This window comes from uncultured Azohydromonas sp. (assembly GCF_937926365.1).
In the GTDB taxonomy this organism is placed as follows: Bacteria; Pseudomonadota; Gammaproteobacteria; order Burkholderiales; family Burkholderiaceae_C; genus Azohydromonas.
This window is the reverse complement of record NZ_CALAOH010000229.1, coordinates 1-26,288: the sequence shown is the minus strand read 5'-3', so window position 1 is coordinate 26,288 and position 26,288 is coordinate 1. Positions and strand designations below refer to the sequence as shown.

At 70.1% G+C, this 26,288-nt stretch carries 17 protein-coding genes; 9 read left to right on the top strand and 8 right to left on the bottom strand.

The window, feature by feature from the left end; genetic code table 11:
* Window positions 1-305 precede the first annotated feature (305 nt).
* From Q0741_RS25535 to Q0741_RS25520, 4 genes are all read left to right on the top strand, one after another.
* A complete protein-coding gene (locus tag Q0741_RS25535) occupies window positions 306-1,580 on the top strand; it encodes a 3-methyl-2-oxobutanoate dehydrogenase (2-methylpropanoyl-transferring) subunit alpha (protein ID WP_298236011.1) in 1,275 nt (424 codons plus the stop codon).
* 1 nt (window position 1,581) lies between these two features.
* Window positions 1,582-2,595, top strand: a complete 1,014-nt coding sequence (locus Q0741_RS25530; protein WP_367184182.1) for an alpha-ketoacid dehydrogenase subunit beta — start codon at window positions 1,582-1,584, stop codon at window positions 2,593-2,595.
* A gap of 2 nt (window positions 2,596-2,597) precedes the next feature.
* Window positions 2,598-3,881: a dihydrolipoamide acetyltransferase family protein gene (locus Q0741_RS25525; RefSeq protein WP_298236010.1), complete on the top strand. Its 1,284-nt coding sequence runs from the start codon at window positions 2,598-2,600 to the stop codon at window positions 3,879-3,881.
* Between the two features lie 112 nt (window positions 3,882-3,993).
* Window positions 3,994-6,390: a GGDEF domain-containing protein gene (locus Q0741_RS25520; protein WP_298236009.1), complete on the top strand. Its 2,397-nt coding sequence runs from the start codon at window positions 3,994-3,996 to the stop codon at window positions 6,388-6,390.
* A 30-nt stretch (window positions 6,391-6,420) separates the two neighbouring features.
* Here Q0741_RS25520 and dkgB read toward each other — a convergent pair whose 3' ends face one another.
* The 3 genes from dkgB to Q0741_RS25505 form a co-directional block, all read right to left on the bottom strand.
* Complete coding sequence (dkgB, locus tag Q0741_RS25515; RefSeq protein WP_298236008.1) at window positions 6,421-7,227, bottom strand: 2,5-didehydrogluconate reductase DkgB; 807 nt, start codon at window positions 7,225-7,227, stop codon at window positions 6,421-6,423.
* Between the two features lie 40 nt (window positions 7,228-7,267).
* On the bottom strand, window positions 7,268-8,470 hold the full coding sequence (locus tag Q0741_RS25510; RefSeq protein ID WP_298236007.1) for an MFS transporter: 1,203 nt from the start codon (window positions 8,468-8,470) through the stop codon (window positions 7,268-7,270).
* A 103-nt stretch (window positions 8,471-8,573) separates the two neighbouring features.
* Window positions 8,574-9,521 (bottom strand): LysR substrate-binding domain-containing protein, encoded by a 948-nt coding sequence (locus Q0741_RS25505; RefSeq protein WP_298236006.1) that lies wholly within the window; start codon window positions 9,519-9,521, stop codon window positions 8,574-8,576.
* 1,113 nt (window positions 9,522-10,634) lie between these two features.
* On the opposite strand from Q0741_RS25505, the gene Q0741_RS25500 reads away from it, so the two are divergent.
* Together Q0741_RS25500 and Q0741_RS25495 are read left to right on the top strand one after the other, a co-directional pair.
* Window positions 10,635-11,780: a BON domain-containing protein gene (locus Q0741_RS25500; protein WP_298236005.1), complete on the top strand. Its 1,146-nt coding sequence runs from the start codon at window positions 10,635-10,637 to the stop codon at window positions 11,778-11,780.
* A 150-nt stretch (window positions 11,781-11,930) separates the two neighbouring features.
* Window positions 11,931-12,464 carry a hypothetical protein gene (locus tag Q0741_RS25495; RefSeq protein ID WP_298236004.1) on the top strand — a complete coding sequence of 178 codons (534 nt, stop codon included), beginning with the start codon at window positions 11,931-11,933 and terminating at the stop codon, window positions 12,462-12,464.
* Between the two features lie 111 nt (window positions 12,465-12,575).
* Here Q0741_RS25495 and Q0741_RS25490 read toward each other — a convergent pair whose 3' ends face one another.
* Window positions 12,576-14,498 carry an FAD-binding monooxygenase gene (locus Q0741_RS25490; protein WP_298236003.1) on the bottom strand — a complete coding sequence of 641 codons (1,923 nt, stop codon included), beginning with the start codon at window positions 14,496-14,498 and terminating at the stop codon, window positions 12,576-12,578.
* A gap of 298 nt (window positions 14,499-14,796) precedes the next feature.
* Window positions 14,797-15,024, bottom strand: coding sequence for a hypothetical protein (locus Q0741_RS25485; protein ID WP_298236002.1), 228 nt, complete (start codon window positions 15,022-15,024; stop codon window positions 14,797-14,799).
* A gap of 495 nt (window positions 15,025-15,519) precedes the next feature.
* Between Q0741_RS25485 and Q0741_RS25480 the strand changes: the two genes are divergently transcribed.
* Window positions 15,520-16,524: an acyl-CoA thioesterase II gene (locus tag Q0741_RS25480; protein WP_298236001.1), complete on the top strand. Its 1,005-nt coding sequence runs from the start codon at window positions 15,520-15,522 to the stop codon at window positions 16,522-16,524.
* 156 nt (window positions 16,525-16,680) lie between these two features.
* On the top strand, window positions 16,681-18,948 hold the full coding sequence (gene topB / locus Q0741_RS25475; protein WP_298236000.1) for a DNA topoisomerase III: 2,268 nt from the start codon (window positions 16,681-16,683) through the stop codon (window positions 18,946-18,948).
* 52 nt (window positions 18,949-19,000) lie between these two features.
* On the opposite strand, the gene Q0741_RS25470 is transcribed toward topB, so the two are convergent.
* Together Q0741_RS25470 and Q0741_RS25465 are read right to left on the bottom strand one after the other, a co-directional pair.
* Window positions 19,001-22,837 carry a PAS domain-containing protein gene (locus Q0741_RS25470; RefSeq protein ID WP_298235999.1) on the bottom strand — a complete coding sequence of 1,279 codons (3,837 nt, stop codon included), beginning with the start codon at window positions 22,835-22,837 and terminating at the stop codon, window positions 19,001-19,003.
* Between the two features lie 100 nt (window positions 22,838-22,937).
* On the bottom strand, window positions 22,938-25,211 hold the full coding sequence (locus Q0741_RS25465; protein ID WP_298235998.1) for a cation-translocating P-type ATPase: 2,274 nt from the start codon (window positions 25,209-25,211) through the stop codon (window positions 22,938-22,940).
* Between the two features lie 90 nt (window positions 25,212-25,301).
* Here Q0741_RS25465 and cadR point away from each other — a divergent pair, with 90 nt between their 5' ends.
* The gene (cadR, locus tag Q0741_RS25460) at window positions 25,302-25,751 is read left to right on the top strand and encodes a Cd(II)/Pb(II)-responsive transcriptional regulator (protein ID WP_298235997.1); all 450 of its coding nucleotides are present in this window, start codon (window positions 25,302-25,304) and stop codon (window positions 25,749-25,751) included.
* Window positions 25,752-25,762: 11 nt separating this feature from the next.
* On the opposite strand, the gene Q0741_RS25455 is transcribed toward cadR, so the two are convergent.
* Window positions 25,763-26,288: glycoside hydrolase family 19 protein (locus Q0741_RS25455; RefSeq protein ID WP_367184181.1), on the bottom strand; the 526-nt coding region annotated here is incomplete at its 5' end.

Here is a 26,288-nt window from a genome sequence, read left to right as displayed (position 1 = left end):
ACTCGCTGCACCACGGCGGGGCTACCCCCGCGAAGGGCGATAGTCTCCGTAATCCGTGGTCGGGTGCAGAAGGGTTCCAGCACGGCGACCGCGCCGACAGCCGCAAACAGGCCAAGGAACGCCACGAACGCGCGCGCTGCTTCGGTCCTTCGGCGATGTCGAAAGACGCCCGCGCGAACGCGCCCAGCAGGTAGATGAGGCCGAATCCCGGGGCCGCTGCCGATCCGCGCCGGAAGCCCTTGCCCCGGCTTCCGCTACGCTGCCCAGCACACGCGCGCGACACCATCGCGCCGAGGAGCCTGCGGATGACGAACAGACCGCGCGAGCCGCTGCGCCTGCATGTCCCGGAGCCGAATGCGCGCCCCGGGCAGCACACCGATTTCTCCTACCTGCACCTGTTCCCGGCTGGCGTCGCGCGCCGGCCACCGATCGACGTCGCGCCGGCCGACACCGCCGACTTGAGCTATGCGCTGGTGCGCGTGCTCGACGACGATGGTCGCGCGGTCGGCCCCTGGGCGCCCGTTGCAGACGTCGCGCTGCTCAAGCGCGGCCTCGTCGCGATGCTGCGCACCCGCGCCTTCGACGCGAAGATGTTGACCGCGCAGCGGCAGAAGAAGATCTCGTTCTACATGCAGTGCCTCGGCGAGGAAGCCATCGCGACCGCGCACGCGCTGGCGCTCGAAGCGGGCGACATGTGCTTCCCGACCTATCGCCAGCAGGGACTGCTGCTCGCGCGCGACGACATCCCGATGGCCGAGCTGATGTGCCAGCTCATGAGCAACGAGCGCGACCCGATGAAGGGCCGCCAGCTGCCGGTGATGTACTCGTACAAGCGCGCCGGCTTCTTCACGATCTCGGGCAACCTGGCAACGCAGTTCATCCAAGCGGTCGGCTGGGCGATGGCGTCGGCGATCAAGGGCGACACGAAGATCGCCTCCGGCTGGATCGGCGACGGCGCGACCGCGGAGGCCGACTTCCACACCGCGCTGACCTTCGCCCACGTCTACCGCGCGCCGGTGATCCTCAACGTCGTCAACAACCAGTGGGCGATCTCGACCTTCCAGGCGATCGCCGGCGGCGAGGCGACGACCTTCGCCGCGCGCGGCGTCGGTTGCGGCATCGCCAGCCTGCGCGTTGACGGCAACGACTTCCTCGCGGTGCTCGCGGCATCGCGCTGGGCCGCCGAGCGGGCGCGCAGCAACCTCGGCCCGACGCTGATCGAGTGGGTGACCTACCGCGCCGGCGCGCATTCGACCTCCGACGACCCGTCGCGCTACCGGCCCGCCGATGACTGGGAGCACTTCCCGCTGGGCGACCCGATCGAGCGGCTCAAGCGCCACCTGATCGTGCTCGGCGTCTGGAGCGACGACGAGCACGAGCGCACGCGCAAGGCCCTCGAAGCGGAGGTCGCGGCGGCCCAGAAGGAGGCGGAACGCCATGGGACGCTGCTCGACGGCCACATCCCCCCGCTGGAGTCGATGTTCGAGGACGTCTTCGCGTCCATGCCGCCGCACCTGCGCGACCAGCTGCGCCAGGCGCGCGAGGCCGAGGCGGCGCGGCGCGCCGGCAAGGAGGCCTGAGATGGCGCGGATGACGATGATCCAGGCGCTGCGTTCGGCGATGGACGTGATGCTCGAGCGCGATCCGAACGTCGTGATCTTCGGCGAGGACGTCGGCTACTTCGGCGGCGTGTTCCGCTGCACCGAAGGGCTGCAGGCGAAGTACGGCCGCTCGCGGGTCTTCGACGCGCCGATCTCCGAGGGCGGGCTGGTCGGCGTGGCGGTCGGCATGGGTGCCTACGGGCTGCGGCCGGTCGTCGAGGTGCAGTTCGCCGACTACTTCTACCCCGCCTCGGACCAGATCGTTTCCGAGGCGGCGCGGCTGCGCTACCGCTCGGCCGGCGACTTCACGGCGCCGCTCACCATCCGCATGCCCTGCGGCGGCGGCATCTACGGCGGACAGACGCACAGCCAGAGCCCGGAGGCGCTGTTCACGCATGTCTGCGGGATCCGCACCGTGATGCCGTCGACGCCTTACGACGCGAAGGGGCTGCTGATCGCGTCCATCGAGTGCGACGACCCGGTCATCTTCCTGGAGCCCAAGCGGCTCTACAACGGACCCTTCGACGGCTATCCCGACAAGCCGGTCGTGCCGTGGGCCAAGCACCCGGCCAGCGAGGTGCCCGAGGGCCACTACACGGTGCCGCTGGAATCGGCGGCGGTGTTCCGCCCCGGGCGCGACGTCACCGTGCTCGCCTACGGCACGATGGTCTTCGTCTCGGAGGCGGCGGCGCTGGCAAGCGGCGTCGATGCCGAGATCATCGACCTGCGCAGCCTCTGGCCGCTGGACCTGCCGGCCATCGTCGAGTCGGTGAGGAAGACGCGGCGCTGCGTGGTCGTCCACGAGGCGACGCGCACCAGCGGTTTCGGCGCGGAGCTGGTGGCACTGGTGCAGGAGCACTGCTTCTACCACCTGGAGGCGCCGATCGAGCGCGTCACCGGCTGGGACACGCCGTACCCGCACGCGCTGGAATGGGCCTATTTTCCGGGCCCGGCGCGCGTTGCCGCCGCGCTGCGCCGCGTGATGGAGGACTGAGCATGGCTGCACGCGTCGTCAAGGTGCCGGACGTTGGCGAGGGCATCGCCGAGGTCGAGGTCGTCGAGTGGCATGTGAAGCCGGGCGACGAGGTCGCCGAGGAGCAGACACTCGCGACCCTGATGACCGACAAGGCCTCGATCGAGATTCCTTCGCCGGTCGCGGGCCGCGTTGCCGAGATCGGCGGCGAGGTCGGGGAACTGCTCGCGGTCGGCTCGATGCTGGTGCGCTTTGACGACACGGCGGGCGGCGAAGCGGGCGCGGCCGACCGGCTGCCGGCCGCCGGGGGCGCGCCGGCCGACCAGCCGGTCGAGGCGCGGACGGCACCGCCGCCTTCGGCCGGACAGCGGCCTGAGCCGGCCGCGCCGGGCGTGGCGTTGGCTTCGACGCTGCGCGACGAGCGCCCGATTGCGTCGCCTGCGGTGCGCCGCCGCGCCTGGGAGCTTGGCATCGAGCTGAAGGACGTGCCGCCGAGCGGCACCGCCGGCCGCATCGTCCACGCCGACCTCGACGCGTATCTCGCGCGTCAAGGCCGCCGGCCAGCGCTGGCACCGGCCGCGGCGCCGCGCGGCGCCGTCGCCCCGCGCGAGGACATCGAGGCGGTGCCGGTGAGCGGGCTGCGCCGGCGCATCGCGATGAAGATGCAGGAGGCGAAGCGGCGCATCCCGCACTTCAGCTACGTCGAGGAGGTCGATGTCACGGAGGTCGAGGCGCTGCGCGCGGCGCTGAACGCGAAATGGGACAGCGAGCGGCCGCGGCTGACGCTGCTCGCGTTCATCGCGCGCGCGATCGTGCTCGCCTGCGCCGAGTTCCCGCAGCTCAACGCGCGCTTCGACGACGCGGCCGGTGTCGTCACGCGCCACGGCGCGGTGCATCTGGGCGTTGCGACGCAGACCGCGCACGGCCTGATGGTGCCGGTGCTGCGCCATGCCGAGGCGCTCGACCTGTGGGCGATCGCCCGCGAGGTCATGCGCCTGGCCGAGGCGTCGCGCGCCGGGCACGTGACGCGGGACGAGCTCACCGGCTCGACCATCACGCTGACCAGCCTCGGTGCGCTTGGCGGCATCGCGTCCACGCCGATCATCAACCACCCGGAGGTCGCGATCGTGGGCGTCAACCGCATCGTCGAGCGGCCGGCACTGCGCGGCGGCCTCGTCGTGCCGCGGCTGGCGATGAACCTGTCGTCGTCCTTCGACCACCGCGTCATCGACGGCATGGACGCGGCGCGCTTCGTGCAGGCGATCCGCGGCTTCCTGGAACAGCCGGCAACGCTGTTCGTCGGCTGATTCAGGCGGCCGGCACGACAGAACGCGCCGGCGCCGATGGTGGTGACGACTGACCGAAGAAGGAGTACAGCAGCGCCAGCGGCTCCCCGCGGCCCTCACCGGAGGCGAAACCATGAAAAGCGCCTTGTCCAACCAGGATGAACAGCAGCGTCTGGAGCGCGCATTGCGCACGCTCAGCGGCTGCAACCGCGCCTTGTTGCGGGCCACGGAAGAGGCGGCCCTGTTGCAGGAGATCTGCCGCGTGGTGGTCGAGGAGGCGGGCTATTGCCTGGCCCGCGTCGGGCGTGCCGAGCATGACGAGGAGCAGACGATCACGACGCTGGCGCATGCCGGGCGTAGCGCCGCTCCCGATATCGGGGCGATGTGGTGGAGCGACACCGAGCGCGGCCAAAGCGCCACCGGCACGGCCATCCGTACCGGCGCCGAATGCCTGTTCAACGATGTGCAGTCGGAGGCCTACCCCCCCATGTGGCGCGAGTTTGCGCGCCGCCGCGGCCTCGGCTCGGTGCTGGCGCTGCCACTGCACATCGGCGGCGAGTTGTTCGGGGCCTTGAGCATCGGGGCGCCCGAGGCCGACGCTTTCGGCCCCCGCGAACTGCAGGTGCTGCGCGAGGTGGCGGACGATGTCGCCTTCGGGCTGGAGTTTTTGCGGCTGCGCCAGCGGCGCGAGCAGGCCGAAGCCGAGGTGCTGCGCCTGAACCGGGCACTGCGCGTGCGCGCGGCCATCAACCATGCGCTGACCCAGGCGCAAGACGAGAACGTGCTGCTGCAGGAGGTCTGTCGCGTGGCCGTGGAGGAGTGCGGCTACCGGATGGCATGGGTGGGCTACATCGAAGCCGACGAGGCCCGGACGATGCGTCCCATGGCGCACGCCGGCTTCGAGGAGGGCTTCCTGACGCTGCGTCGCAGCCTGGCTGCCTCGAAGATCGGCCGCACCATGGCGGCGTGCCTGGATGCGCAGCGGCCGATGGTGATGCACGACGTCGCCAACAATCCCGCGTACCCGTTCCGCGAGGAGGCGCGCCGGCGCGGCTATGGATCGCTGGTGACGCTGCCCTTGCGGGTCGATGGCGAGTTGGTGGGATCGGTGCAGATCCTGGCGGCGGAGACCGACGGCTTCGACGATCAGGAGGTGCAGCTGCTCACCGCCACGGTTGCCGATCTCGGTTACGGACTGGGCGCGTTGCGCCACCGCCTCAAGGCCGCCGCCGCCGAGGAAACCATCCGGCGCATGGCGTACTTCGACACCGTGACCGGGCTGCCCAACCGGGTGCGCCTGTGCCAGTTGCTGGGCAGCGCCATCGACACGGCACGCGCGGGGCACTGGCCGCTGGCCCTGGTGCGCATCGGCATGGCGCATCTGCAGGAGCTCAACGCGACGCTGGGCAGCTCGGAAGTCGACAAGCTGATGGTGGCCGTGGCCAACCGGCTGCAGCAGGCGGTCGGCGATGTCGGCACGCTGGGCCGCTTGGCCGATGCCGAGTTCGCGGTGCTGATGCCGCGTTCAGGCGCGGAGCAGGCCCTGGTGCTGGCGCAACGGCTCCTGGCCGCGCTCGACGAGCCGGTCGATGTCTCGGGCGTGCTGCTCGATGCGCGATCGAATGCGGGCGTCAGCCTGTTCCCGGGGCATGCCGCGGACGCCGAGGCGCTGTTGCGCCGCGCCGGCATCGCGCTGACGCAGGCGCGCGCCATGGGCACCCCGCTGGTGCTGTTCAAGAGCGGGTTCGACCGCGACTGCGCGCAGCGCCTGGCGCTCATGGGCGACTTGCGCAAGGCCATCGAGCACGACGAGTTGATGCTGTACTGCCAGCCCAAGCTCAAGATCGCTTCCGCGCAGGTCTGCGGCGCCGAGGCGCTCGTGCGCTGGCAGCATGCCCGGCTGGGACAGGTGAACCCTGGCGAGTTCATTGCCCTGGCCGAGCAAACCGGGCTGATCACGCGGCTGACCTACTGGATGCTGGAGGCGGCCCTGCGGCACAGCTACGCCTGGCGCGAGCAGGGGCGGGCACTGCCCTTGTCGGTGAACCTTTCGGCGCGCGACCTGCACGATCCCAAGCTGCTCGGACGCATCGAGGGAGCGCTGGCAACCTGGGGCGCCGAGCCGGACTGGATCGAGTTCGAGCTCACCGAAAGCGCATTGATGCTCGACCCGGCTGCGGCGCTGGAGAAGCTGCAGCAGCTCAAGCGGCTGGACCTGCGAATCGCCATCGACGACTACGGCACCGGCTATTCATCGCTGTCTTACCTGCAGCGCCTGCCGGTGGATGCCATCAAGATCGACCAGACGTTCATCCGGGGCATGAAGCGCGACAGCGACTCGGCGGCCATCGTGCACTCCACGATCGACCTGGCGCACAGCCTGCGCCTGCTGGCCGTTGCCGAGGGCGTGGAGGACGACGAAACCTTCAGCCATCTCGCGGCCATGGCCTGCGACCAGGCGCAGGGCTACTGCATCAGCCGCCCGCTGCCGGCCGAAGAGTTCCAGGGGTGGTGCATGGGCCGGGCTTGAGGGTGCTGACAGACGCCCGGCCGCAGGGGTTCAATCCCAGCGCGGCGCCAGCCCCTGGGGATCGACGAGGCGCTCGCCCCGATCCAGCGTGGCGACGTGGGCCATGTCCTCATCGCTCAGGCGCAGCGCCCGAGCCTGGAGGTTGGAGGCCAGGTGGGCGCGCTGCGTGGAGGAGGGAATCACGGCGTAGCCCAGCTGCAGCGCCCATGCCAGGACCACCTGCGCCGGTGTCGCATGGTGGCGTTGCGCCAGGGCCTGGATGACGGGGTCCTGCAGCACCTTGCCGTAGCCCAGCGTCATGTACGAGGTGACCCGGATACCGGCTGCCCTTGCGGCCTCAACGACCGCGCGGTTCTGCAGATAAGGATGCAGCTCCACCTGGTTGGTGGCGATCACGCCGGGGCCGGCCACGGCCACCGCCTGCCGCATCAGCGCCACGTTGAAGTTCGACACGCCGATCTGGCGCGCGAGGCCTTCGCGCCTGGCCTGTGCCAGGGCCTCCAGGGTTTCGGCGAGAGGCACGGCGCCGTCGGGCGACGGCCAGTGGATCAGCGCCAGGTCCACGTGGTCGGTGCGCAGCTTGTGCAGGCTCTGCTTGAGGCTGGGCACGAGCCGGTCCCGCGACAGGTGCTCGGTCCAGATCTTGGTGGTCAGGAAGAGCTCCTGCCGGGCAATCCCGCTGCCGGCGATGGCCTGGCCCACGGCCTCCTCGTTGTCGTAGATCTGGGCCGTGTCGATGGCGCGGTAGCCGAGCTCCAGCGCGGTGCTCACGGAGTCGATGGCGGCCTGGCCTTTCAGGCGGAAGGTGCCCAGGCCGAAGTCGGGAATGGCTTGCATGGAAGTCCTTGTGGATGGGAATCGGTGGTGAAGGCCCGGCTCAGCAGCGGCTGGGCAGGGCGCCGCATGCGGCGTGGTTCAGGGTGTCGCGGCGGTCCAGGTGTCCGCTGAGCTTGGTCAGCGCCAGGGACAGCAGCACCACCAGCGCGCCGATCCAGGGCGTGTGCATCAGGCCCAGCTGATCGACGATCAGCCCGCCGGCCCAGGCCGCGGACGCGATGCCGAGGTTGAAGGCTGCGATGTTCAGGCCCGAGGCCACGTCCACGGCCTGGGGCTCGAAGCGCTCGGCCTGCTGGACCACGTACACCTGCAACCCCGGCACGTTGCCGAAGGCCACGGCGCCCCAGGCCAGCACCGTCAGCACCACCAGCCAGGGGTTGTGCGCCGTGAAGGTCAGCAAAAGCAGCACGCCGGCCAGCGCCGCGAAGATCAGCTGCAGGGCCGGGATCGGTCCTTGGCGGTCGGCCAGTCGGCCACCCCATACGTTGCCGATCGCCACGGAGACGCCGTAGGCCAGCAGCACCCACGCCACGGCGCCCTGGCTGAAGCCGGAGACGTCCTGCAGGATCGGCGCGAGGAATGTGAAGGGAATGAACGAGCCGCCGTAGCCGATGGCCGTCTTCGCGTACACCAGCAGCAGCCGTGGTTGCGCCAGCACCCGGGCCTGGCTGCGCAGCGAGGCCGGCGGCGCGTGCCGGATGCCGCGCGGCACGGCGAGCAGGCTGGCCAGGAAGGCCAGCAGGCCCAGCGCGGCGACGGCCAGGAAGGTCTCGCGCCAGCCGAAGTGCTGGCCGATGAAGGTGCCCAGCGGCACGCCGGTGACCAGTGCCACCGTCAGCCCGGTGAACATGGTGGCGATGGCGCTGGCGGCCTTGTCCTTGGCGACCAGGCTGGTGGCGATGGTCGAGCCGATGGAGAAGAACACGCCGTGCGCCAGCCCGGTGAGCACCCGCGCGAGGACCAGCGATTCGTAGCCCGGCGCCTGCCACGCGAGCAGGTTGCCCGTGGTGAACAGCGCCATCAGCGCCAGCAGCAGCGTCTTGCGCGGCAGGCGTCCGGTGAGGGCGGTGAGCACGGGCGCGCCGATGGCGACGCCCAGCGCGTAGAGGCTGACCAGCAGGCCGGCCGAGGGCAGGCTGACCTGTAGGTCGGCGGCGATGGTCGGGATGAGGCCGACGATGACGAATTCCGTCGTTCCTATGGCGAATGCGCTGACGGTGAGCGCGAGCAATGCAAGGGGCACGGGTAGCTCCAACAACAGGTTGGGCGCCACTGTGGGCCTGCATGTCCTGTGGAAACAGCCGTGCCGGGACAGATGATTCTTGACGCCGAGTCAAGAGCGTCGATCAGTCGGTCACAGGCTTGCGCGCGCGGCCCCTGGCGGGCGCGGCCTCACGCAGCTCCTCGTCCAGGGACAGCCGCTCGCTCAAGAAGTCCAGGAAGCAGGTGATGCGCGCGGCCAGCTGGGCATTGCGGTAATAGACCGCGTTGATGGGTTGGCGCACTTCCAGCGTGTGCGGCTCCAGCAGCTGCACCAGGCGGCCCTGCCGACGGTCGGCCTGCGTCATGAAGTCGGAGAGGCAGGCGATGCCCAAGCCCTGCAGCGCGAGCTGGCGCAGCGTCTCGCCGCTGGAGGCGGTGAGCGTGGGCACGATGGGCCATTCATCGCCATGCTCGCCGCGCAGCGGCCAGCGGTTGAGCGACTCAGGCTGGGTGAAGCCCAGCAGCACGTGGCGCGTGAGGGCGGCAATGGTGGCGGGCTGCCCGTGGCGCTCGATGTAGGCGGGGCTGGCCAGCACCCGGATGCGGCTGCTGGCCAGCGGCCGGGCGTGCAGCGTGGAGTCCTGCAGCGCACCGATGCGGATGGCGATGTCGGTACGCCGCTCCAGCAGGTCGATGTTGAGGTCGTCCGTGTCCAGCTCGAGACGAATGCGCGGGTACTTCAGGTGGAAGGCCGGGAGCAACGGCACGATGGCGTGCAGCATGAAAGGCGTCGCGGCATTGACGCGCAGGCGGCCTGCGGGCTGGCGTCGGCGCGCGGCCATCTGTTCCTCGGCCTGGGCCACCGCGGCCAGGATCGCGCGGGCATGGCCGAGGAAAGCCGCGCCTTCGTCGGTGATGGCTATGCGCCGCGTCGTGCGCCGCAGCAGCGTGGTCTCCAGCTTGCGCTCCAGCCGGCCCAGGGCGCGGCTGATGCCGGAGACGGTCTGGTCCAGCTGCTCGGCCGCGGCGGTGATTGAGCCGGTGTCCACGACGGTGGTGAAGGCCTGCAGCTCTTCGAGGGTGGTCTTCATGGGAGGGCCTTGGTGCCGGCGCGGCATCATGGCATCGCGGGCAGGGCCCGGTCACGCTGGTTGCCTCCGCGCCCACGGCTCGATCAACCTCGCGCCCCGAGGGAAGGCCAATGCCGACTCAACCATGACGCCGGTGCGCGGCGATGGACCCAGGGCAGCCATGAGGCCGCCAGTGCGTGCTCGGCTACATCGGGCCGCTCAGGGCTGTGGCAACGCCAGGCGGCCTTGTGCGTGGCGAGCGGAAGCGGGTCGTTGCAGTCCGTACAGGCAGGCGCCTGAATGGCACTCGTCCGTGCGCAGCTCCCTTGGCCGTCGCGGTCCGGTGATCTGGGAGCCAGCGACTGCCCATGCAGCTTGCCGATGCTGTGCCGCCTCGAATCCCGGGTGGGAGGAAAAGCGCACGTCCTTCGCGTAGTTATCAGCCACAATGGACTTGGCCGACAGCAATACGGCTGCTCCAACAAGGCCGATACATAGCGCCGTCGGCACAAAGAAAAGGCAATCCCTCGCGAAAAGAGCCGCTTCGACAACGGCATTCAAATGCCTGCTCAAAACCACCTCCCCATTAAAAATCTATTTCTATTTCGCGTTGTCGGTGCCCATTGCAAGATTCCGGGCGAAGCGCGAGTTTCAATACGTTATCTCAAAACGTACCTTTTGAATCCAAAAATTACTCCATTCGGCTGATACCGTCAACCATGAGCCCTTGGACGAGGTGTGTGGCTTGACAATGATGGTTAAAAACCATCAGCGGGTGGTTGCATAAATAGGATTTTGGTGCTGCGGTGATCGTAAGTTGCTGACACATATGAGCTTGATCATGGAAAAATTTTTATGTGGCTGGGTTTTGGAGTCGTGGTTTTGATTTGCGGCCCCCCTCAATCAAGGGGTGTTTTGGTTCTTATTTAATTGGCTGAAAGCAAGTCGCCAACACCAAATGCGCCTGCGTTATTTCCGCTCTTCGCTGGCAGAGCCGCTGGCGCTCATAGGCAACTCAGCAGAGGCATGTGGTTTCGGCGCACACTCCCCCGCCAGCGCGTGCCACCGCCTGGGAACGGGTTTTGCACCCCGGTGGGCCGCTGATGTGGAAGCAGCTTGTTCGAAAGGCCTCTGATGAAACGCACGTTGACAGTCCTGGGCATGCTTACCGCAGGTGCGGCAGCGCTGTACTTGGGCGACCCTCAACATGGCCGCCGCCGCAGGGCGGCGTTGCAACGCCAGGTCGCCGAGGCGGCCCAGGAGGCGGCGGAGGCCATGGAAGGTGCAGGCAGCCAGGCGCTGGACCGCCTGCAGGAACTCGGCCATGAGAGCCGGCAGTCGGGCCGTCAAGCCGCGGACCGGTTGCAGGCATGGGCCGATGAGGGCCGGCATGCCGGGCGCAGGACCTGGTACCGGGCCAAAGCCCTGGCCCGCGAAGGCCGGGACAGGCTTTCGGCTCGGCATGGCGCCGAAGCGCTGGAGCCGGGCCGCTCGGGCATGGGCCGCCCGCTGCTGGCAGCCCTGGGCGGCATTGCCATTGGAGCCGCAGCCATGCTGCTGCTCGACCCGCAGCAGCGCAGCCGGCGCTGGGCACAGGTACGTGACCAGGCCTTGCGCCTGGGCCGCAGCGGCGCAGGCCTCGTCGGCGTGGATCCGGGCGACCTGGGCGAGCGTGCCAGGGGGTTGGCCTCGCGCGCGGCCGGTCTGCTGCAGCGCAACCCGCCGGACGACACCGTGCTCGTGCAGCGCGTGCGCGCCGCGCTGGAGCGCTCGCTGTCGCATCCGGATGCGATTCGAGTAACGGCGGACTCAGGCTGTGTCAGCCTTGGTGGCGCGGTGCTCGCGGAAGAGCTGGCCCGGTTGTTCGAGTGCGTGGCTTCGGTGCGCGGCGTGCGCAGGGTCCAGGAAGCGGGACTGGCGGTGCACGCCTCGGCCGACGAGGTGCCGGCGCTCCAAGGCGGCGCATCCCGCAGCGCCGACGCCGTTTCCCTGCAGGTGTACGACTCCCCAGGGCCGCGGCTGGCGGCCCTGGCCGGCGGCGCGGCGCTGGTGCTCTATGGGGCCTCGCGGCGTGGCCTTCCCGGCCTGGTCGCCGCTACCGCGGGCCTGGGGCTGGCTCTGCGGGCCGCACGCAACGAGGGCTTGCGCGAGCAGACCGCCCGGCTGGTACCCAGGATGAATTCGCTGGTCCAGCGCGTCCGTCCGTCACGGGAGAGCGAGCCGACGGAGTTGCCGCCAGTGGGCCTGCCAGTGCAGGGCGGTGGCGCATCGCTGCATTGAAGCCGCACGGGGCCGCAGCGGAACGGTTGCCTGGGCCGCCGACCTTAAGATGCCCGCCCAATACCTGTTTGCGCGTCCCGCGCCGTGACCCCGAGCCCGTCACGGCATCTGGTCTGAAAAACCGGGCTCCCAGAACAGTCAGGCCTATCCGTGAGTACTGCCTACACGCTTTTCAGCCAGGTATTCAGCCTGCACTCGGTCTTCTCCGACGCCATGCTCAACGGTGTCTGCTCGACGGCCCTGCAGGAGCTGGAATTCTGCGCAACGGCCTCTGCATTCGGGCTCCTCGTTGCCGTTGCGGCCGCGCTCATGCTGCTGGTGCCGGCGATCGCTGGAGCTGTCATGGACGACGGCGAACTGGCGGGCATTGCCGGTCTAGGATTCGCCAGCATCTTCGTGCTCGGCCGCCAGTCTCGCCGCTGCGCGAGCTGGCGGGCGCTGACCCATGCTTGCCAGCCGCTGTCGCGCGACCTCAACGAGCTCACCACGTCCGTGGCGGCGCAAGCGGAGGTGCAGGAACTCGCGTTCCTGTCCCCTGGCGCGCGCGAATACCTGGAGCGGGTGCGCGCTCAACGCGCTCTGCGCTGGGGCGACCTGTGGGTGGCTCGTGACCTGGCATGGCAGCCCGCCGAGGCTCGCAGGAATGGCGAGACGGGGCTTTCGCTGCGGCATGCAATCGCCTGAGCGTTCTCGCTGGCATTGTCGCCGGGGGGCCCCGTGCCGTGAGGACCTGCTTGGGGGCACTGCTGGCGGCGCGGTAGACAGGCGCCGGCCCGCCTGACGCCACGACCGGGTTCAGTTCGGCAACATGAAGCCGGCGAAGAAGTCCACCAGCGCCTGGTGCGCCTGCAGCGGCAGCACGTGAGCGATGTACTGGTCGGGGCGCACCACGACCAGGGCGCCCTGTGCGCGGTCGATGCCCCGCAGATCGAAGATGTCCGGACCGTTCTTCACATCCGGACAGAACACCTTCTCGTAGTCGCGCAGGCCGTAGCGTCCCTTGGGCGGCAGCAGCAGGGCAGGCAGGGATTCGAGCGCCAGCGCGCGGTGTCCCTGCTGGAAGACGGCTCGCAGATCGAACACCGCGTCGATGTCCTGGCCCGGGCCGGTGTACCTGCGTACCGGCGAGTCCGGCGATGCCTCCAGGAAACTGCACAGGGCGTGGATACCCGCTTGGGCGTCCAGCGGGTCGTTGGCGCCGGCAAAGGCGTAGAGACGCCAGCGGCCATCGGCCTTGCCGGCATGGCCCAACTGCACCGGCCTGGCATCCGCAAGGCGCAGCACCGGCGCCGAGTGGAAGCGCGTGCCGATCACGAATCCGGCGGCCAGGTGCTGGTGCGTGGCTTCGCCGCGGATGATGGAAGGGCGGTAGTGCGTGCCCATGCCGGCCGTGAAGCGGCCGTGCCGCTCGAAATAGGTCTGGAACTCCTTCGGGTCCACGCCTTCGGATTCGCCGCTGGCCACTTGCCTGGCGCGATCGCTGAACATCTTGGCCCACTCGCGATCGAAGTCGATCAGTTCCTGCGCAACGACCTGGCGCTCGGCCGAATAGGTGTGCAGCAGCGCCGGCGCGCACTGCCGGCGCAGCACTGCGGCCAGCTTCCATCCCAGGTTGAAGCTGTCCTGCATCGAGAAGTTCATGCCCTGGCCGGCCTTGGGACTGTGGGTATGGCAGGCGTCGCCGGCGATGAACACGTGCGGCAGGCGTGCGCCGGGCTGCTGCGTTGGCACGTCGTCGTACTTGTCGCAGATGCGCTGGCCGATCTCGTAGACCGACCACCAGGGCACCTCCTTCACCTCCAGCCGGTAGGGGTGCAGGATGCGCTGCGCCGTGGCGATGAGCTGGTCGAGCGTGATCCCGCGGTGGGCGACCCGTTCCTCTTCGCCCAGTTTGTCCATCTCCACGTACAGCCGCACCAGGTAGCCGCCTTCGCGCGGAATCACCAGCAGGTTGCCATGGGCGGACTGCACGGCGGCCTTGTAGCGGATGTCGGGGAAGTCCGTCACGGCCAGCACATCCATCACGCCCCAGGCCTGGTTGGCGGAGTCGCCGACCAGTTGCCGGCCGATGGACTTGCGCACCGCGCTGCGCGCGCCGTCACAGCCCACGACGAAGCGCGCCCGCACCGTTTCCACCTGGCCCGCATGGGCCTCGTCGGTTCGCTCCATCCGCACGGTGACCGGGTAATCCGCGGCCTCTTGGTCCACCATGACATCGAGCAGGCGGCGCGAGTAGTGCGGCTCCAGCCGGCTCGGCGAGTTGCGCATGACATCGAGATAGAAGTCGTGCACCCGCGCCTGGTTCAGCACCACGTGGGGAAACTCCGACAGCCCATCCTCCGTGTCCTGCACCCGGCCATGGCGCACGACGTTGCCGGGCTCCCTCTCGTCCGGCTTCCAGAAGGTCACTTCGTTGATCCAGCAGGCTTCCTTGAGCACCCGCTCGCTGAAGCCGAAGGCCTCGAACATCTCCATGGTCCGGCAGGCAATGCCGTCCGCCTGCCCCAGCTGCAGCGGGCCGTCCTTCTGCTCGACGATGCAGGTGTGGATGTCGGGGAACGCGGCAAGCTGCGCCGCCAGGGTCAGGCCGGCGGGGCCGCAGCCCACGATCAGCACGTCCGCTTGTGCCGGCGCCGCGTCCGTGTGCCGGGCAGCCAGGGCAGACGCTTCGGACACGTGCGGATCGCCCGGCTTGAAGCCATTCAGGTGGAACTGCATCTCTTCTCCTGTCGGCCTCAGGCTGTCTGCTGGAGGACGTTTCCTTCAGGCGGAGCAACCGCGGTACCCACAGGCCAGGGCCTTTCCGGGGCGTTGATGCAATACAACATACTCGAATAAGCCGTCTCGCTACCGCGCGTGCCGTGGCGGTTTGAGCTTCGGCTCAGGGAAAAACAGGGCCGTGCAGGGAGGGAAACGCTGGGCTCAGGTATGTTGCCAATGCGGTTGTGCGTGCACGCAAATTCCCCAACGCCACCGCAGTGGAACTTCACCTGCGCAAGCCGCGCCCTATCCCAGGCTACGCAGTGCAGCAGTCCGGACGGCCACAGCCGCCATTTGTTGCCAACGCATCAGCCTTGCGATAGGACTCCAACCGTGCGGCAAGGAAAGCCCGTTCTTCAACGGGCAGGTGCTGCTCACGCAGCTGGCGCTCAAGCGCACTCAAGGCCGCGGCGGAAATGCGCTGCAGCTTGCGGCGCACGATGGATTCGACGCCGCAGCCGGCTTGAATTTCTGGTTCTTGCATGCGTGTACCACACGGGACTGATGAGCACCGGCACGGTCAACTCGACCGAGGTGCTGAACCGGTCACCGAAGGTGTTCGAAAGGAATGTCGTCAACTCGGCCGTTGCGACGGACACTGCCATCACTGACTCGGCCTGGCTACACGAAGCTTGTGTCGTGCAGCATTGGAAAACCGTGAATTCTTGCCGCCATTGCCAGCTTGGTCTATTCGGGGTTCCCTGGAGAAGTCGTATGACGGCAGCGCGCCATTCAAGCGGTGCGAAACGGCGCGTGGTGGGACTCGGTAGCCGCCTCGGTTTGGGACCGTGCTACCGAGTCGGTGGCAGCATCGGCCACTGAGCGGGCCGCCGGCTCCGGCTATCGCCGGCTTGACGCGGCGCCGGAGCAGTCCCGATATCACGGACTCGGACCGGCGCTTTGGCGAGCACTCCCCGTGCTCCATGAAGAAAGGAAGTTCCCCCATGAGAACCAGGTCCACGATCGCTGCGAGGCCGCGATGAGCCGACCGCACCCGCCCCTCAACACGGTCCAACCCGACCTGGGCAGCGCGCGTCCGGGCTGGGACGGCGACGACCTGATGGCGCTGCTCGTCCCCGAGCCCGACGAGGCCGGCGTGCTGACGAGCCAGCGCGCCGCGGCCAATTCCAACGGTGCCATCTTCGGTGGCCAACTCATCGGCCAGGCCTTGATGGCGGCCGCCCATGGGCTGTCGGCCAAGCTGGCGGCACACAGCCTGCAGTTGAACTTCCTGGCACCCGGGCTGACCGACAGGCCGCTGCAGTTCGATGTGCGGCGCCTGCTGTCAGGGCTGAACTTCACGACCCAGCAGGTGCTGGGCCGCCAGGGCGAGCGCCTGGTGTTCAGCGCCCATGTGTCCTTCCATCGTGGCGAGCCCGGGCCGGAGTTCGCGCCGGCGCTGCCCCACGGCGTGGCGGAACCCGAGTCGCTGCCCACGCTGCGTGAAGCGGTACAGCGCTTTGCCGACCGCATCGACCCGGCGGCCCGCGAGCGCATCAGCGCTTCCCGCACGCTGGAACTGCGCCCGCTGGACGCCGAGCGCTTCCTGCTGCAACGCGAGCCCTCGGGCACCGTGCGCTACTGGATCCGTGCCAGCGGCCCCCTGCCCGACCAGCCCTGCCTGCACCAGGCGGCGCTGGGTTACCTCTCGGACTACTGGTTCCCGATGGCGGCGCTGTCGCCACACCTGGGCGTGAAGGTCGGCACCGGGCTGTACGCGGCCAGCCTCAACCACGCGCTGTGGTTCCATGCACCGGTGCAGGCCGACGACTGGTTGCTGGTGGAGGCCCAGGCGGCTTCCACCACCCAGGCCCGTGGCCTCACCCAAGGCAAGGTCTGGAACCGCCGCGGCACACTGGTGGCGAGCGTGGCCCAGGAGAGCCTGTTCCGCGGCTGGGTCGAGCAAGGCGGCACGCTCACTGCGCCCTACCACGCCGGCCGGGCAGGCGATGCGGCCCTGCCCCTCAAGCCACGACGCGGATGAGGCCCAGGCCTCGCGGGACCGCTTCCGCGTCGCGGTGCCGAAGCCGTGCACGGCACCGCGTCATCCGTTGAGGAAGCAATATCGCCGTGCCCCCTGCCGGCACCGAGGCCACCGCGCGAAACGCGAGAGCCGACCCCGGACCACAATGGCCGGCTCATGAAAACGCTCATCGTGGCTGAGAAGCCTTCCGTGGCCGCCGACATTGCCCAGGCGCTGGGCGGCTTCACGCGCCGGGGCGGCTACTTCGAGCGCAGCGACCTGCTGGTGGCCTCGGCCCGCGGGCACCTGGTGCAGCTGGGCGTGCGCAAGGACGACGATCCCGGCTTCAACCTGGCGCGGCTGCCCGTCATCCCGCAGCGTTTCGCGCTGGAGGCCCTGCCGGACTCCAGGCAGGTGCTCGAGCTGCTGCGCCAGCTGGCCAGCCGCCCCGACGTGGACCGCCTGGTCAACGCCTGTGATGCCGGGCGCGAGGGCGAGCTGATCTTTCGCCTCATCGTCGAGTACCTGCGCCTGCGCAAGCCCATCGAGCGCATGTGGCTGCAGACCATGACTTCCACTGGCATCAAGCAGGCCTATGCCCACCGGCGCAGCGACGCCGACATGCGAGCGCTGGCCGCCGCGGCCCGCTCCCGGGCCGAAGCCGACTGGCTCGTGGGCGTCAACGCCACGCGCGCGCTGACCAAGGCCAACCTCGTGGCCCCAGGCGAGCTGGTGTCGGCCGGCCGGGTCCAGACGCCCACGCTCGCCTTGCTGGTGGACCGCGAGCAGGAGATCCGCACCTTCGAGCCGCGGGACTTCTGGGAGGTGATCGCCACGCTGTCCGTGGCGGCCGGCTCCTGGCAGGCCAAGTGGTTCGACCCGGCCTTCAAGCCCGGCGACGACCCGGCGGCCCGGGCCGATCGCACCTTCGACCGCGCCGTGGCCGAGGCCGTGCAGCAAGCCTGCAGCGGTGTTGCGCCCAGCTCGGTGGAGGACAGTTCTAAACCCGTGCGGCGCCACCCGCCCAAGCTCTACGACCTGACGACGCTGCAGCGGGACGCGAACGCGCGCTACGGCCTTTCCGCCAAGACCACGCTGGCCCTGGCGCAAGCGCTGTACGAGCGGCACAAGGTCCTGACCTACCCGCGCACCGATTCGAACCACCTGCCCGAGGACTACCCGGCCAAGGTCGCCAAGGTGCTGCAGCTGCTGCCGGAAAGCTTCCAGCCCTTCGCGCAGGCCATCCTGAACCACGGCTGGGCCACGCCGCGCCATCCGGTCTTCGACAACCGCAAGATCTCCGACCACTTCGCCATCATCCCCACCGGCAAGGCACCGGCGGACCTCTCCGAGGCCGAGGGCCGGATCTACGAGCTGGTGGTGCGCCGCTTCCTGGCCGCCTTCCACCCGGCGGCCGAGTACCTGGAGACGACGCGCCTGGCAGTGATCGCCGGGCACCGTTTCCGTGCCACGGGCCGCGTGCTGGTGTCGGCGGGCTGGCTGGCGGTGTACGGGGGCGAAGCCGCCGCCGTCGGCAAGGAAAAGGACAAGGGCAAGGACGCCGACAAGGAGCCCGTGAACCTGCCGGCCATGCGCCCCGGCGAGCCGGTGTCCAACGACGCGGTCACGGTGCGCACCGGCCAGACCACGCCCCCGCCCCGCTTTACCGAAGCTTCGCTGCTCGCGGCCATGGAGAACGCCGGCCGGCTGGTGGATGACGACGCGCTTGCCGCGGCGATGAAGGAACGGGGCCTGGGCACGCCAGCCACCCGGGCCAACACGATCGAGGAGCTGCTGTCGCAGAAGAAGCACTACATCGAGCGGCACAGGAAGGAGCTCGTGCCGACCGAAAAGGGCATCCGGCTCATCCAGGCACTGCGGGAAAACGGGCTGGTGTCCCTGGCCTCCCCGGAGCTCACCGGCGAATGGGAGTCCCGGCTGGCGCGCATCGAGCGGGGCCAGGAGACGCGCGAGGCGTTCATGGCCGGCATCGCCAGCACCACGCAAGACCTCGTGCAGCGCATCCGGGCCAAGGCCGTGGCCACGCCGGCGGGAAGCGGCAGCGGCGGCGGCACCGACACGGACATCCCCTGCCGCTGTGGGCAGGCCAGGCTGCAGGAGCGGCCCCGGAGCTGGAGCTGCCCGAACTGCGGGCTCACTGTCTGGAAGGAGATCGCTGGCCGCAAGACGCGCAAGACCGACGTCAAGGCGCTTTGCAAGGCCGGCCACACCGCGGTGCTGGACGGCTTCACCAGCAAGGCGGGCAACAAGTTCTCGGCCGCACTGCGCCTGGTTGCCGGCCCTGGCGGGGGCAAGGTGGAGTTCGCTTTCGATGATCCCAAGCCGGCGCCGAACGACGGTGCCGCCCAAGCCCCGTCCCGGCGACACCGGCGCGATGCCGGGGAGCCAGGCAACGGGCGCCCGAGCCGTCCGGCGCTCCGGTAGCCCTGCCGCGCCTCCCGCTGCACACGTTCCGGATCGCGGCGCCGACCCCAGGTCACGCCGGCGATCCGGACTCGTCTTCCGCATGGGCCGTGGGAAACGGCAGCTTCACGTTGAACGTGCTGCCCACGCCCGGCCGGCTTTCCAGGGTCAGCGTGCCGCCCATCATGCTCACCAGCCGCCGCACGATGGACAGCCCCAGGCCCGTGCCGCCGAAGCGGCGCGTCGTGGAGCTGTCGGCCTGCGTGAAGGGCTCGAAGATGCGCCCTTGCTGCTCGGGTGAAACCCCGATACCGGTATCCGCGACGCTGATGAGCACCAGCACCCGGCCGGGCTCGGCCACCGGCACACGCACGCGCAGCGCCACGCTGCCGCTGGCCGTGAACTTCACCGCGTTGGACAGCAGGTTCAACAGCACCTGGCGCAGCCGCAGCGGATCGCCCACGAGGCGCCGCGGCAGCTCCGGCGCGACATCGGTGTCCAGCGTCAAGGCCTTGGCATCGGCTTGCGGCCGTACCAGTGCCAGCACGGTGCCCAGCAGCGGCAGCGGCTCGAAGACCACGGCTTCCAGGCGCATCTCGCCGGCCTCGATGCGCGAGAGGTCCAGCACGTCGTTCACCAGCGCCAGCAGTTGCTCGCCGGCGGCGTGGATATGGCCCACGAAGCGGCCCACGTCCTCAGGCAACTCGCGTTGCTGCAGCAACTGGCTCAGGCCGATCACGGCGTTGAGCGGCGTGCGGATCTCGTGGCTCATGTGAGCCAGGAACGCGCTCTTGGCATGGGTGGCGGCCTCGGCCGCGTCGCGCGCCGCGGCCAACTCGTCGGTGCGCTCCCGCACCCGCTGCTCCAGCGTGGCGTTGAGGGCCTGGAGCTGCATTTCCGCCTGCTTGCGTTCGGTGATGTCCAGGTTGACACCCACCATGCGCAGCGCGCGTCCCTGCCCATCGCGCACGACCTGCGCGCGTCCCAGCATCCAGCGCAGTTCGCCATCGGCGCGCACCAGCCGCATCTCCATCTCGAAGGTGGCGCCGCCTTCCAGCGCCTGGACCACCGCCGCTTCAACCGCGGCGCGGTCCTGCGCATGCACCATGGCCAGGAAGGTTTCGCCGCGTGCCAGGCCGTCCTCGCGCACCGGCAGGCCCAGCAATTCAAACATCTGCGCATTCCAGTGCGCCTCGCCCGTGGACAGCTCCCAGTCCCACACGCCCATGCGTCCGGCGGTGAGCGCGATGTCCAGCCGCAACTGCGCCTGCGCCAACTGCTGCGTGCGCTCCTGCAAGGCTTCATTGGCGCGGCGCTGCTGGTCGATGTCGTCCAAGACCATGAGCGCCCCGGTGACGGACCCCAGGCCATGGCGCACCGGCGTGGCCACCGCGCGGATCCAGACCTGGCGGCCGTCCGGCCGGTGGTAGAGCAGTTCCAGCTCGGCCCGTGTCTCGCCCGCGAGCGCGCGTGCCAGCACATGCTCGCCGGCCTGCACGCGGCGGCCATCGGGATGGAAGGCGGGGTAGGCGCCGTAATCCCGCACGCGGTGCCCATCGGGTGCCGGGTGGCCGAGGATGGCCTCGACCTGGCGGTTGGCCTTGACGACATGCCCGTCAGGCGCCTCGGCGAAAGCCAGCCCCACCGGCGCGGCCTCGAAGATGGCCCGCAGCAAGTCCTCGCTGGCGCGCAGCCGCTCGGCGGCTTCACGCCGGGCCGAGACGTCCTGGAAATACACGCCAAGCCCGTGCGGAGCGGGATAGGCCCTCACCTCCAGCCACATGCCCAGCCGCGGATAAAAGGCCTCGAATGCCGCCGGCTCGCCCTGCGCCATGGCGCGGCGGTACAGCCGCTCGAACACCGTCCCGACGATGTCCGGGAAGACGTCCCACACCACACGGCCCAGCACTTCCCCGCGTGCCGCGCCCATCGCCGCCAGCGCGCGGTCGTTGACGTAGGTGAAGCGCCAGTCGCGGTCCAGCGCGAAGAAGGCATCGCTGATCGCTGCCAGCATGGACTCCACCTGCGCGCGGGCCGCGTGCTCAGCCTCGTACATGCGCGCGCGCTCCAGCGCCTGGGCGCACAGCTGTGCCAGCGCCCCCAGGTAGCCGAGCTCGCCCTCGCTCATTGCATGGTCGTGGTCCCAGTCGAAGGTCACGAAGCCGAGCACCGTGACCTCCTGCTTCCCCGGATGGGCCAAGGCCGTTGACAGCAGCAGCGGGAACGTGGCCGTGGCGCGGTAGTTGCCGACCTCCACGACCTCGCCCAGCGCCGGATAGCGCGCCGCCAGCTCCGCGCCCGAGCTGATGACCACCGGCTGGCGCTGCGCCATGGCGTCGCCCGCTGGCGTCGGCGCGTCGGCCGGGATGCGCCGCCAGGCCCGCACGACCACCTCGCCGTAACCGATGGCCGCCAGCAACTCCATCGTGTCGTCCGGACGCGCGCCATCGACGAGCCGGTACACCGAGCCCTGGCTGGCGCCAATGGAGCGCACGCCCGCCTGCAGGGTCGCCATGGCCACCTGCTGCGGCGTGCGCGCTGCCGACAGCGTGGCCGTGAGCCCCTGCAGCTGCTCGATGCGCTCGCGCGCCAGCATCTCGGCGACCAGCAGTTTCTCGCGCTCCATTTCAGCGGCGCGCAGCGCGGTGACGTCCAGGGCGACCACCACGCCGCCGACCAGGCGGCCCCGCGCGTCGCGCACCGGCGCGGCGCTGTTGAGGAGGAAGCGGGTGGGACCGGCACCGAAAGGCTGGCATTGCACGAGCTGGCCGCGCACCACCTCGCCGTACAGCAGTGAGCGCGCCAGCGCCCATTCGTGCGCCTGAACGCGCTCCCCGCTGTCCGCGTGCCAGGCCACCCATTGGCCGTACTGCTGCCAGCTGGCGGTGTCGGGCGGCCCGCCCCACAGCGCACGGTGCGCGGCGTTGTCACGGGTGAGCCGGCCCTGCGCGTCGGCGATGGCCACGCCCACGGGCAGCGCGTCCAGCACCGCGCTCAGGTGGGCCTCGCTCGCGTCACGCGCCCGCTCCGCCCGCGCCCGCTCCACGGCCGCCCACAGGCGCTCGCACACCTGCTCCGCCAGCGCAACGTCGCTGGCCGTCCACTCGCGCGGCTCGGGATGGTGGATGAATAGCAGCGCCACCAGGCGCCCATGCTTGACCAGCGGCACGTCCAGGATGCTGCGGGTGTGGATGCCGCCGTAGGCCGCCACCACCTCGGCCGCGCTGGTGCGCGCATCGAGCCGGACGTCGCGGATGGCCACCGTGCGCCCAGCCTCGATGTCGCCCAGGTAAGCCGGTCCGAAATCCGGCAGGCGCCAGGTGCCGACCACCGAGGGGATGCGCCCGTCGTTCCAGTCCCGATGCACCGTGATGCAGGGCGGCGCGCCGTCGATCTCGCCATAGCCGACCTGCGCCACGCCCAGGTGCGCACCCAGCGCGGCCGTGGCGGCGTCCATCTGGTCCTGCGGCTCGGCCAGGTCGCGCAGGTTCTCGGTCATGGTGAGCAGGAAACGCGCGTGCTGCTCCTGCTCGGCCAGCGCCTGCTCGGCGCGCACCATCTCGTCCACGTCGGTGGCCGAGCCGACCCAGCCGACGAGCGCGCCCGCCGCGTCGTGCCTGGGCACCACATGCACCAGATGCCAGCGCCATTGCCCGTCATGGCGGCGAATGCGCCGGCGCGAGGAGAACTCGACGCCCTCGGCGATCCGCTGCACCCATTGGGCCTGTGCGGCGGCCAGGTCCTCGGGATGAAGGAGCGGGTGCCAGCCTTGAGCGGCCAACTGCCGCGGCGTCAGGCCGCTGTATCGCGACCAGCCCGCGCTGGCCCAGACATTGGCGCCGCGGGCATCGGCCTCGAACACCAGGTTGGGCAGGGCGTCAACCAGGCTCTGGAAGCGGCAACACGGCATGCAGCTCTCGTGACAGCCTTGATGAAGACCGCAGGTTACCCACGCCGGCAGGCTCAGCGCGCCCGAACGGCCGGGCCCGGAACGTCAAATCCGTAACGTTTCAGGCGAGGCTGCCGGAGGCTGCGCGCCTGGCGCCGTCGTCCGCCCGCTCGGCCGGCCCGGCCCTGAGCAGCCGCAGTCCGTTGGCCACCACGATCAGCGTCGCGCCCATGTCGGCGAACACCGCCATCCACATCGTGGCCGAGCCGAACACCGCCAGCACGAAGAACACGGCCTTCACGCCGATGGCGAACGTGATGTTCTGCCACAGCACGGCGCGCGTGAGGCGCGAGAGCCGGATGGTCTCCGGGATGCGGCGCAGGTCGTCGTTCATCACCACCACGTCGGCCGCCTCCATGGCCGTGTCGGTGCCCGCCGCGCCCATGGCGATGCCGATGTCCGCGCGCGCCAGCGCCGGCGCGTCGTTGATGCCGTCACCCACCATCGCCACCGCGCCGCGCCGGCGCAGCGCCTCCACGGCGGCGAGCTTGTCCTCGGGCAGCAAGTTGGCGCGCACCTCGCCGATGCCGGCCTGCCGCGCGATGGTCTGCCCCGTGGCGGCGTTGTCGCCCGTGAGCAGCACGGGCGTGACGCCCAGCGCGCGCAGTTGCGCCACCGCCTCGCGCGAGCCGGCCTTGATCGTGTCGGCCACGGCGAACACCGCCAGCACGCCGTCGTCGCCCATGAGCAGCGTGAGGCTGCGCCCCTGCGCCTCCTGGGCCTGCAGCCGCTGCTCCAGCGCGGCGCTGCACTGCCCGCGCTCCTCGGCCAGGCGATGGTTGCCCAGCACGACGCGCCGGCCCTCGACCACGCCTTCCACGCCCCGCCCGGCCAGGGCCTTGAACGCCGTGACGCTGTTGCCCCGAAGCGCCAGGCCCTGCGCGATGGCTTGCGACACCGGGTGGTCCGAGCGCGCGGCCAGGCTCGCGGCCACCCGCGCGTTGGCGTCGCGCTCGCCTTGCAGGCTCTCCCAGTGCACGAGCTTCGGGCGGCCTTCCGTGAGGGTGCCGGTCTTGTCCAGCGCCACAGTCTTGATCTCCCGGGCCTGCTCCAGGTAGGTGCCGCCCTTGACCAGCACGCCGCGCCGCGCCGCCGCGGCCAGCGCGCTGACCACCGTCACCGGCGTGGAGATCACCAGCGCGCAAGGGCAGCCGATGACCAGCAGCACCAGCGCCTTGTACAGCCCTTGGGTCCAGGTCGCGCCGGTGAGCCACGGCAGCAGCACGGCGGTGGCCAGGGCCAGCGCGAAGATGGCCGGGGTGTAGACCTGCGAGAAGCGGTCCACGAAGCGCTGTGTCGGCGCCCGCGCGCTCTGCGCCTGCTCGACGGCGTGGATGATGCGCGCCAGCGTGCTGCCGGAGGCCGGGGCCGTCACGCGCAGCTCGATCTCGCCGGTCTGGTTCACGCTGCCCGCGAAGACGACATCGCCCGGCGCCTTGTCCACCGGGATGCTTTCGCCGGTGACGGGGGCCTGGTTCAAAGCGCTGCTGCCCCGCGTGACGACGCCGTCCAGCGGCACGCGCTCGCCCGGGCGGATGCGCACCGTGTCGCCCACCGCCACCACGGCGGCGGCAACCACGCGCCAGGCGCCGTCGGCCTGGCGCACGTCGGCCTCTTCGGGCGCCAGCGCCATGAGCGTGCGGATCGCGTCGCGGGCCCGGTCCGCGGCGCGCGCCTCGACCAGCTCGGCAATACCGTAGAGCGCCATCACCATGGCGGCCTCGGGCCACTGGCCGATGAGGAAGGCACCAGTGACGGCCACCGACATCAGCGCGTTGATGGTGAGCCGGCCACGGCGCAGCGCCGCGAAGCCCTTGGCGTAGGTTTCCAGGCCCGACAGCGCGATGGCGGCCAGCGCCAGCGCCATGCCGGTGGCCTCGAAGGCCAGGGTGTGCGGAGCGAACAGCTCGATGCCTTCGGCCAGCAGGGCCAGCGCGAGGGCCAGCGCCAGGCGCGGGAGGCCTGAAGGCGCGTCGTGGCCGTGGTGCTCCTCCTTCGCCGGGGCGCTGTCCTCCGATGGCGGCTGCAGCGGCTGGGGGTTGAAGCCGGCGCCGGTGATGGCCTCCAGCGCCCGCGGCAGCACCTGCGCCGGAGCGGTGATGGCCAGCGTGCGCGCGCCGAGCTGGAAGCTCAGGGCGTGGATGCCGCTGACGCCTTCGAGCGCGCGGCGGATCTCGGCCTCCTCGACCGGGCAGTCCATGGTCGGGATGCGGTAGACGGTCGTACCGGCACGCGGCGTCGGCCTGGGCACGGCGATGACGGTTGCGCTGGCGGCCGGGGCGGCGCCGCAGCACGCGCCACCGCTGCACGAAGAAGTGGAGTCCTGGGGCTTCATGGGGGCTGTTCCGATCTGCCACCATTGAAAACCCTGTAGCAGGTACAGAGTCAAACACCGCGGCCACGGTGCGCGAAGGGGATCATGACGATGAAGATTTCCGAACTCGCCAGCGCCACCGGCACGCCGGTGGAGACCATCCGCTTCTACGAGCGCGAGGGGCTGTTGCCCATGCCCGAGCGCGCTGACAACAACTACCGTGTCTACGGGCCAGCGCACGTGGAGCGCCTGGCCTTCGTGCGGCACTGCCGCAACCTGGACATGACGCTCGACGAGATCCGGGTGCTGCTGCGCTACAAGGACGCGCCGCAGGAGCACTGCGACGAGGTCAACGCGTTGCTGGACGAGCACATCGGCCACGTGGCGCAGCGCATCCGCGAGCTGCGCTCGCTGGAGAAGGCGCTCAAGGAGCTGCGCCGGCAATGCGGCCAAGCGCAGCTCGCGCGCGACTGCGGCATCCTCCACGGGCTCTCGCAGCCGGCCAAGCAGGCGCCGTCACCCCGTCCGCAGCCGGTAGGCCACCTCAAAGGCAGCCACTGAAAAGCCGAGGTCTATGGCGTCCCTGCGCTGCAGTGCGCGGCCTCCCTGGCGTTTGCCCGGCCCATCGAGGCCCCGCCTGCAGCAGCAACGCGTGATGGCCGTGAGCGCGTCTCGGCTCCGGCGCGCTGCGCCGCACTGCCCAGACGGTGCAGCGTTGCCAGCGCACCGCGGTACAGCGCCCGGCGTTCGCGCAGGACCGGCGCTCCCGGTTCACGCACGTGGCGCGCAATGGCATCGACCTGGAGCTGGTCGGCCAGCTCGTTGAGGCCGCGCTGGTGCCACAGCCAGGCCGCCACCAGGCAAGCCTCCTGCGGCCGCGCCACCAGCTCGGGCTCCTGCTCGTAAGGCCGCCCCAGCGCGGCGCCGGCGTCGCGGTACGCCGCGCGGCCGAGCAGCCGGATCAGCCCGCGGCCCCGGTAGCGCCAGCCGTCGCCGCTGGCGACATCGCCATTGCCGTAACGGCCGGCATAGACGGTATTGGCCAGCAGCTGCGGCGCCCCGATCAGCTGATCGGCCTCGTCCACATCCGGCACGCGC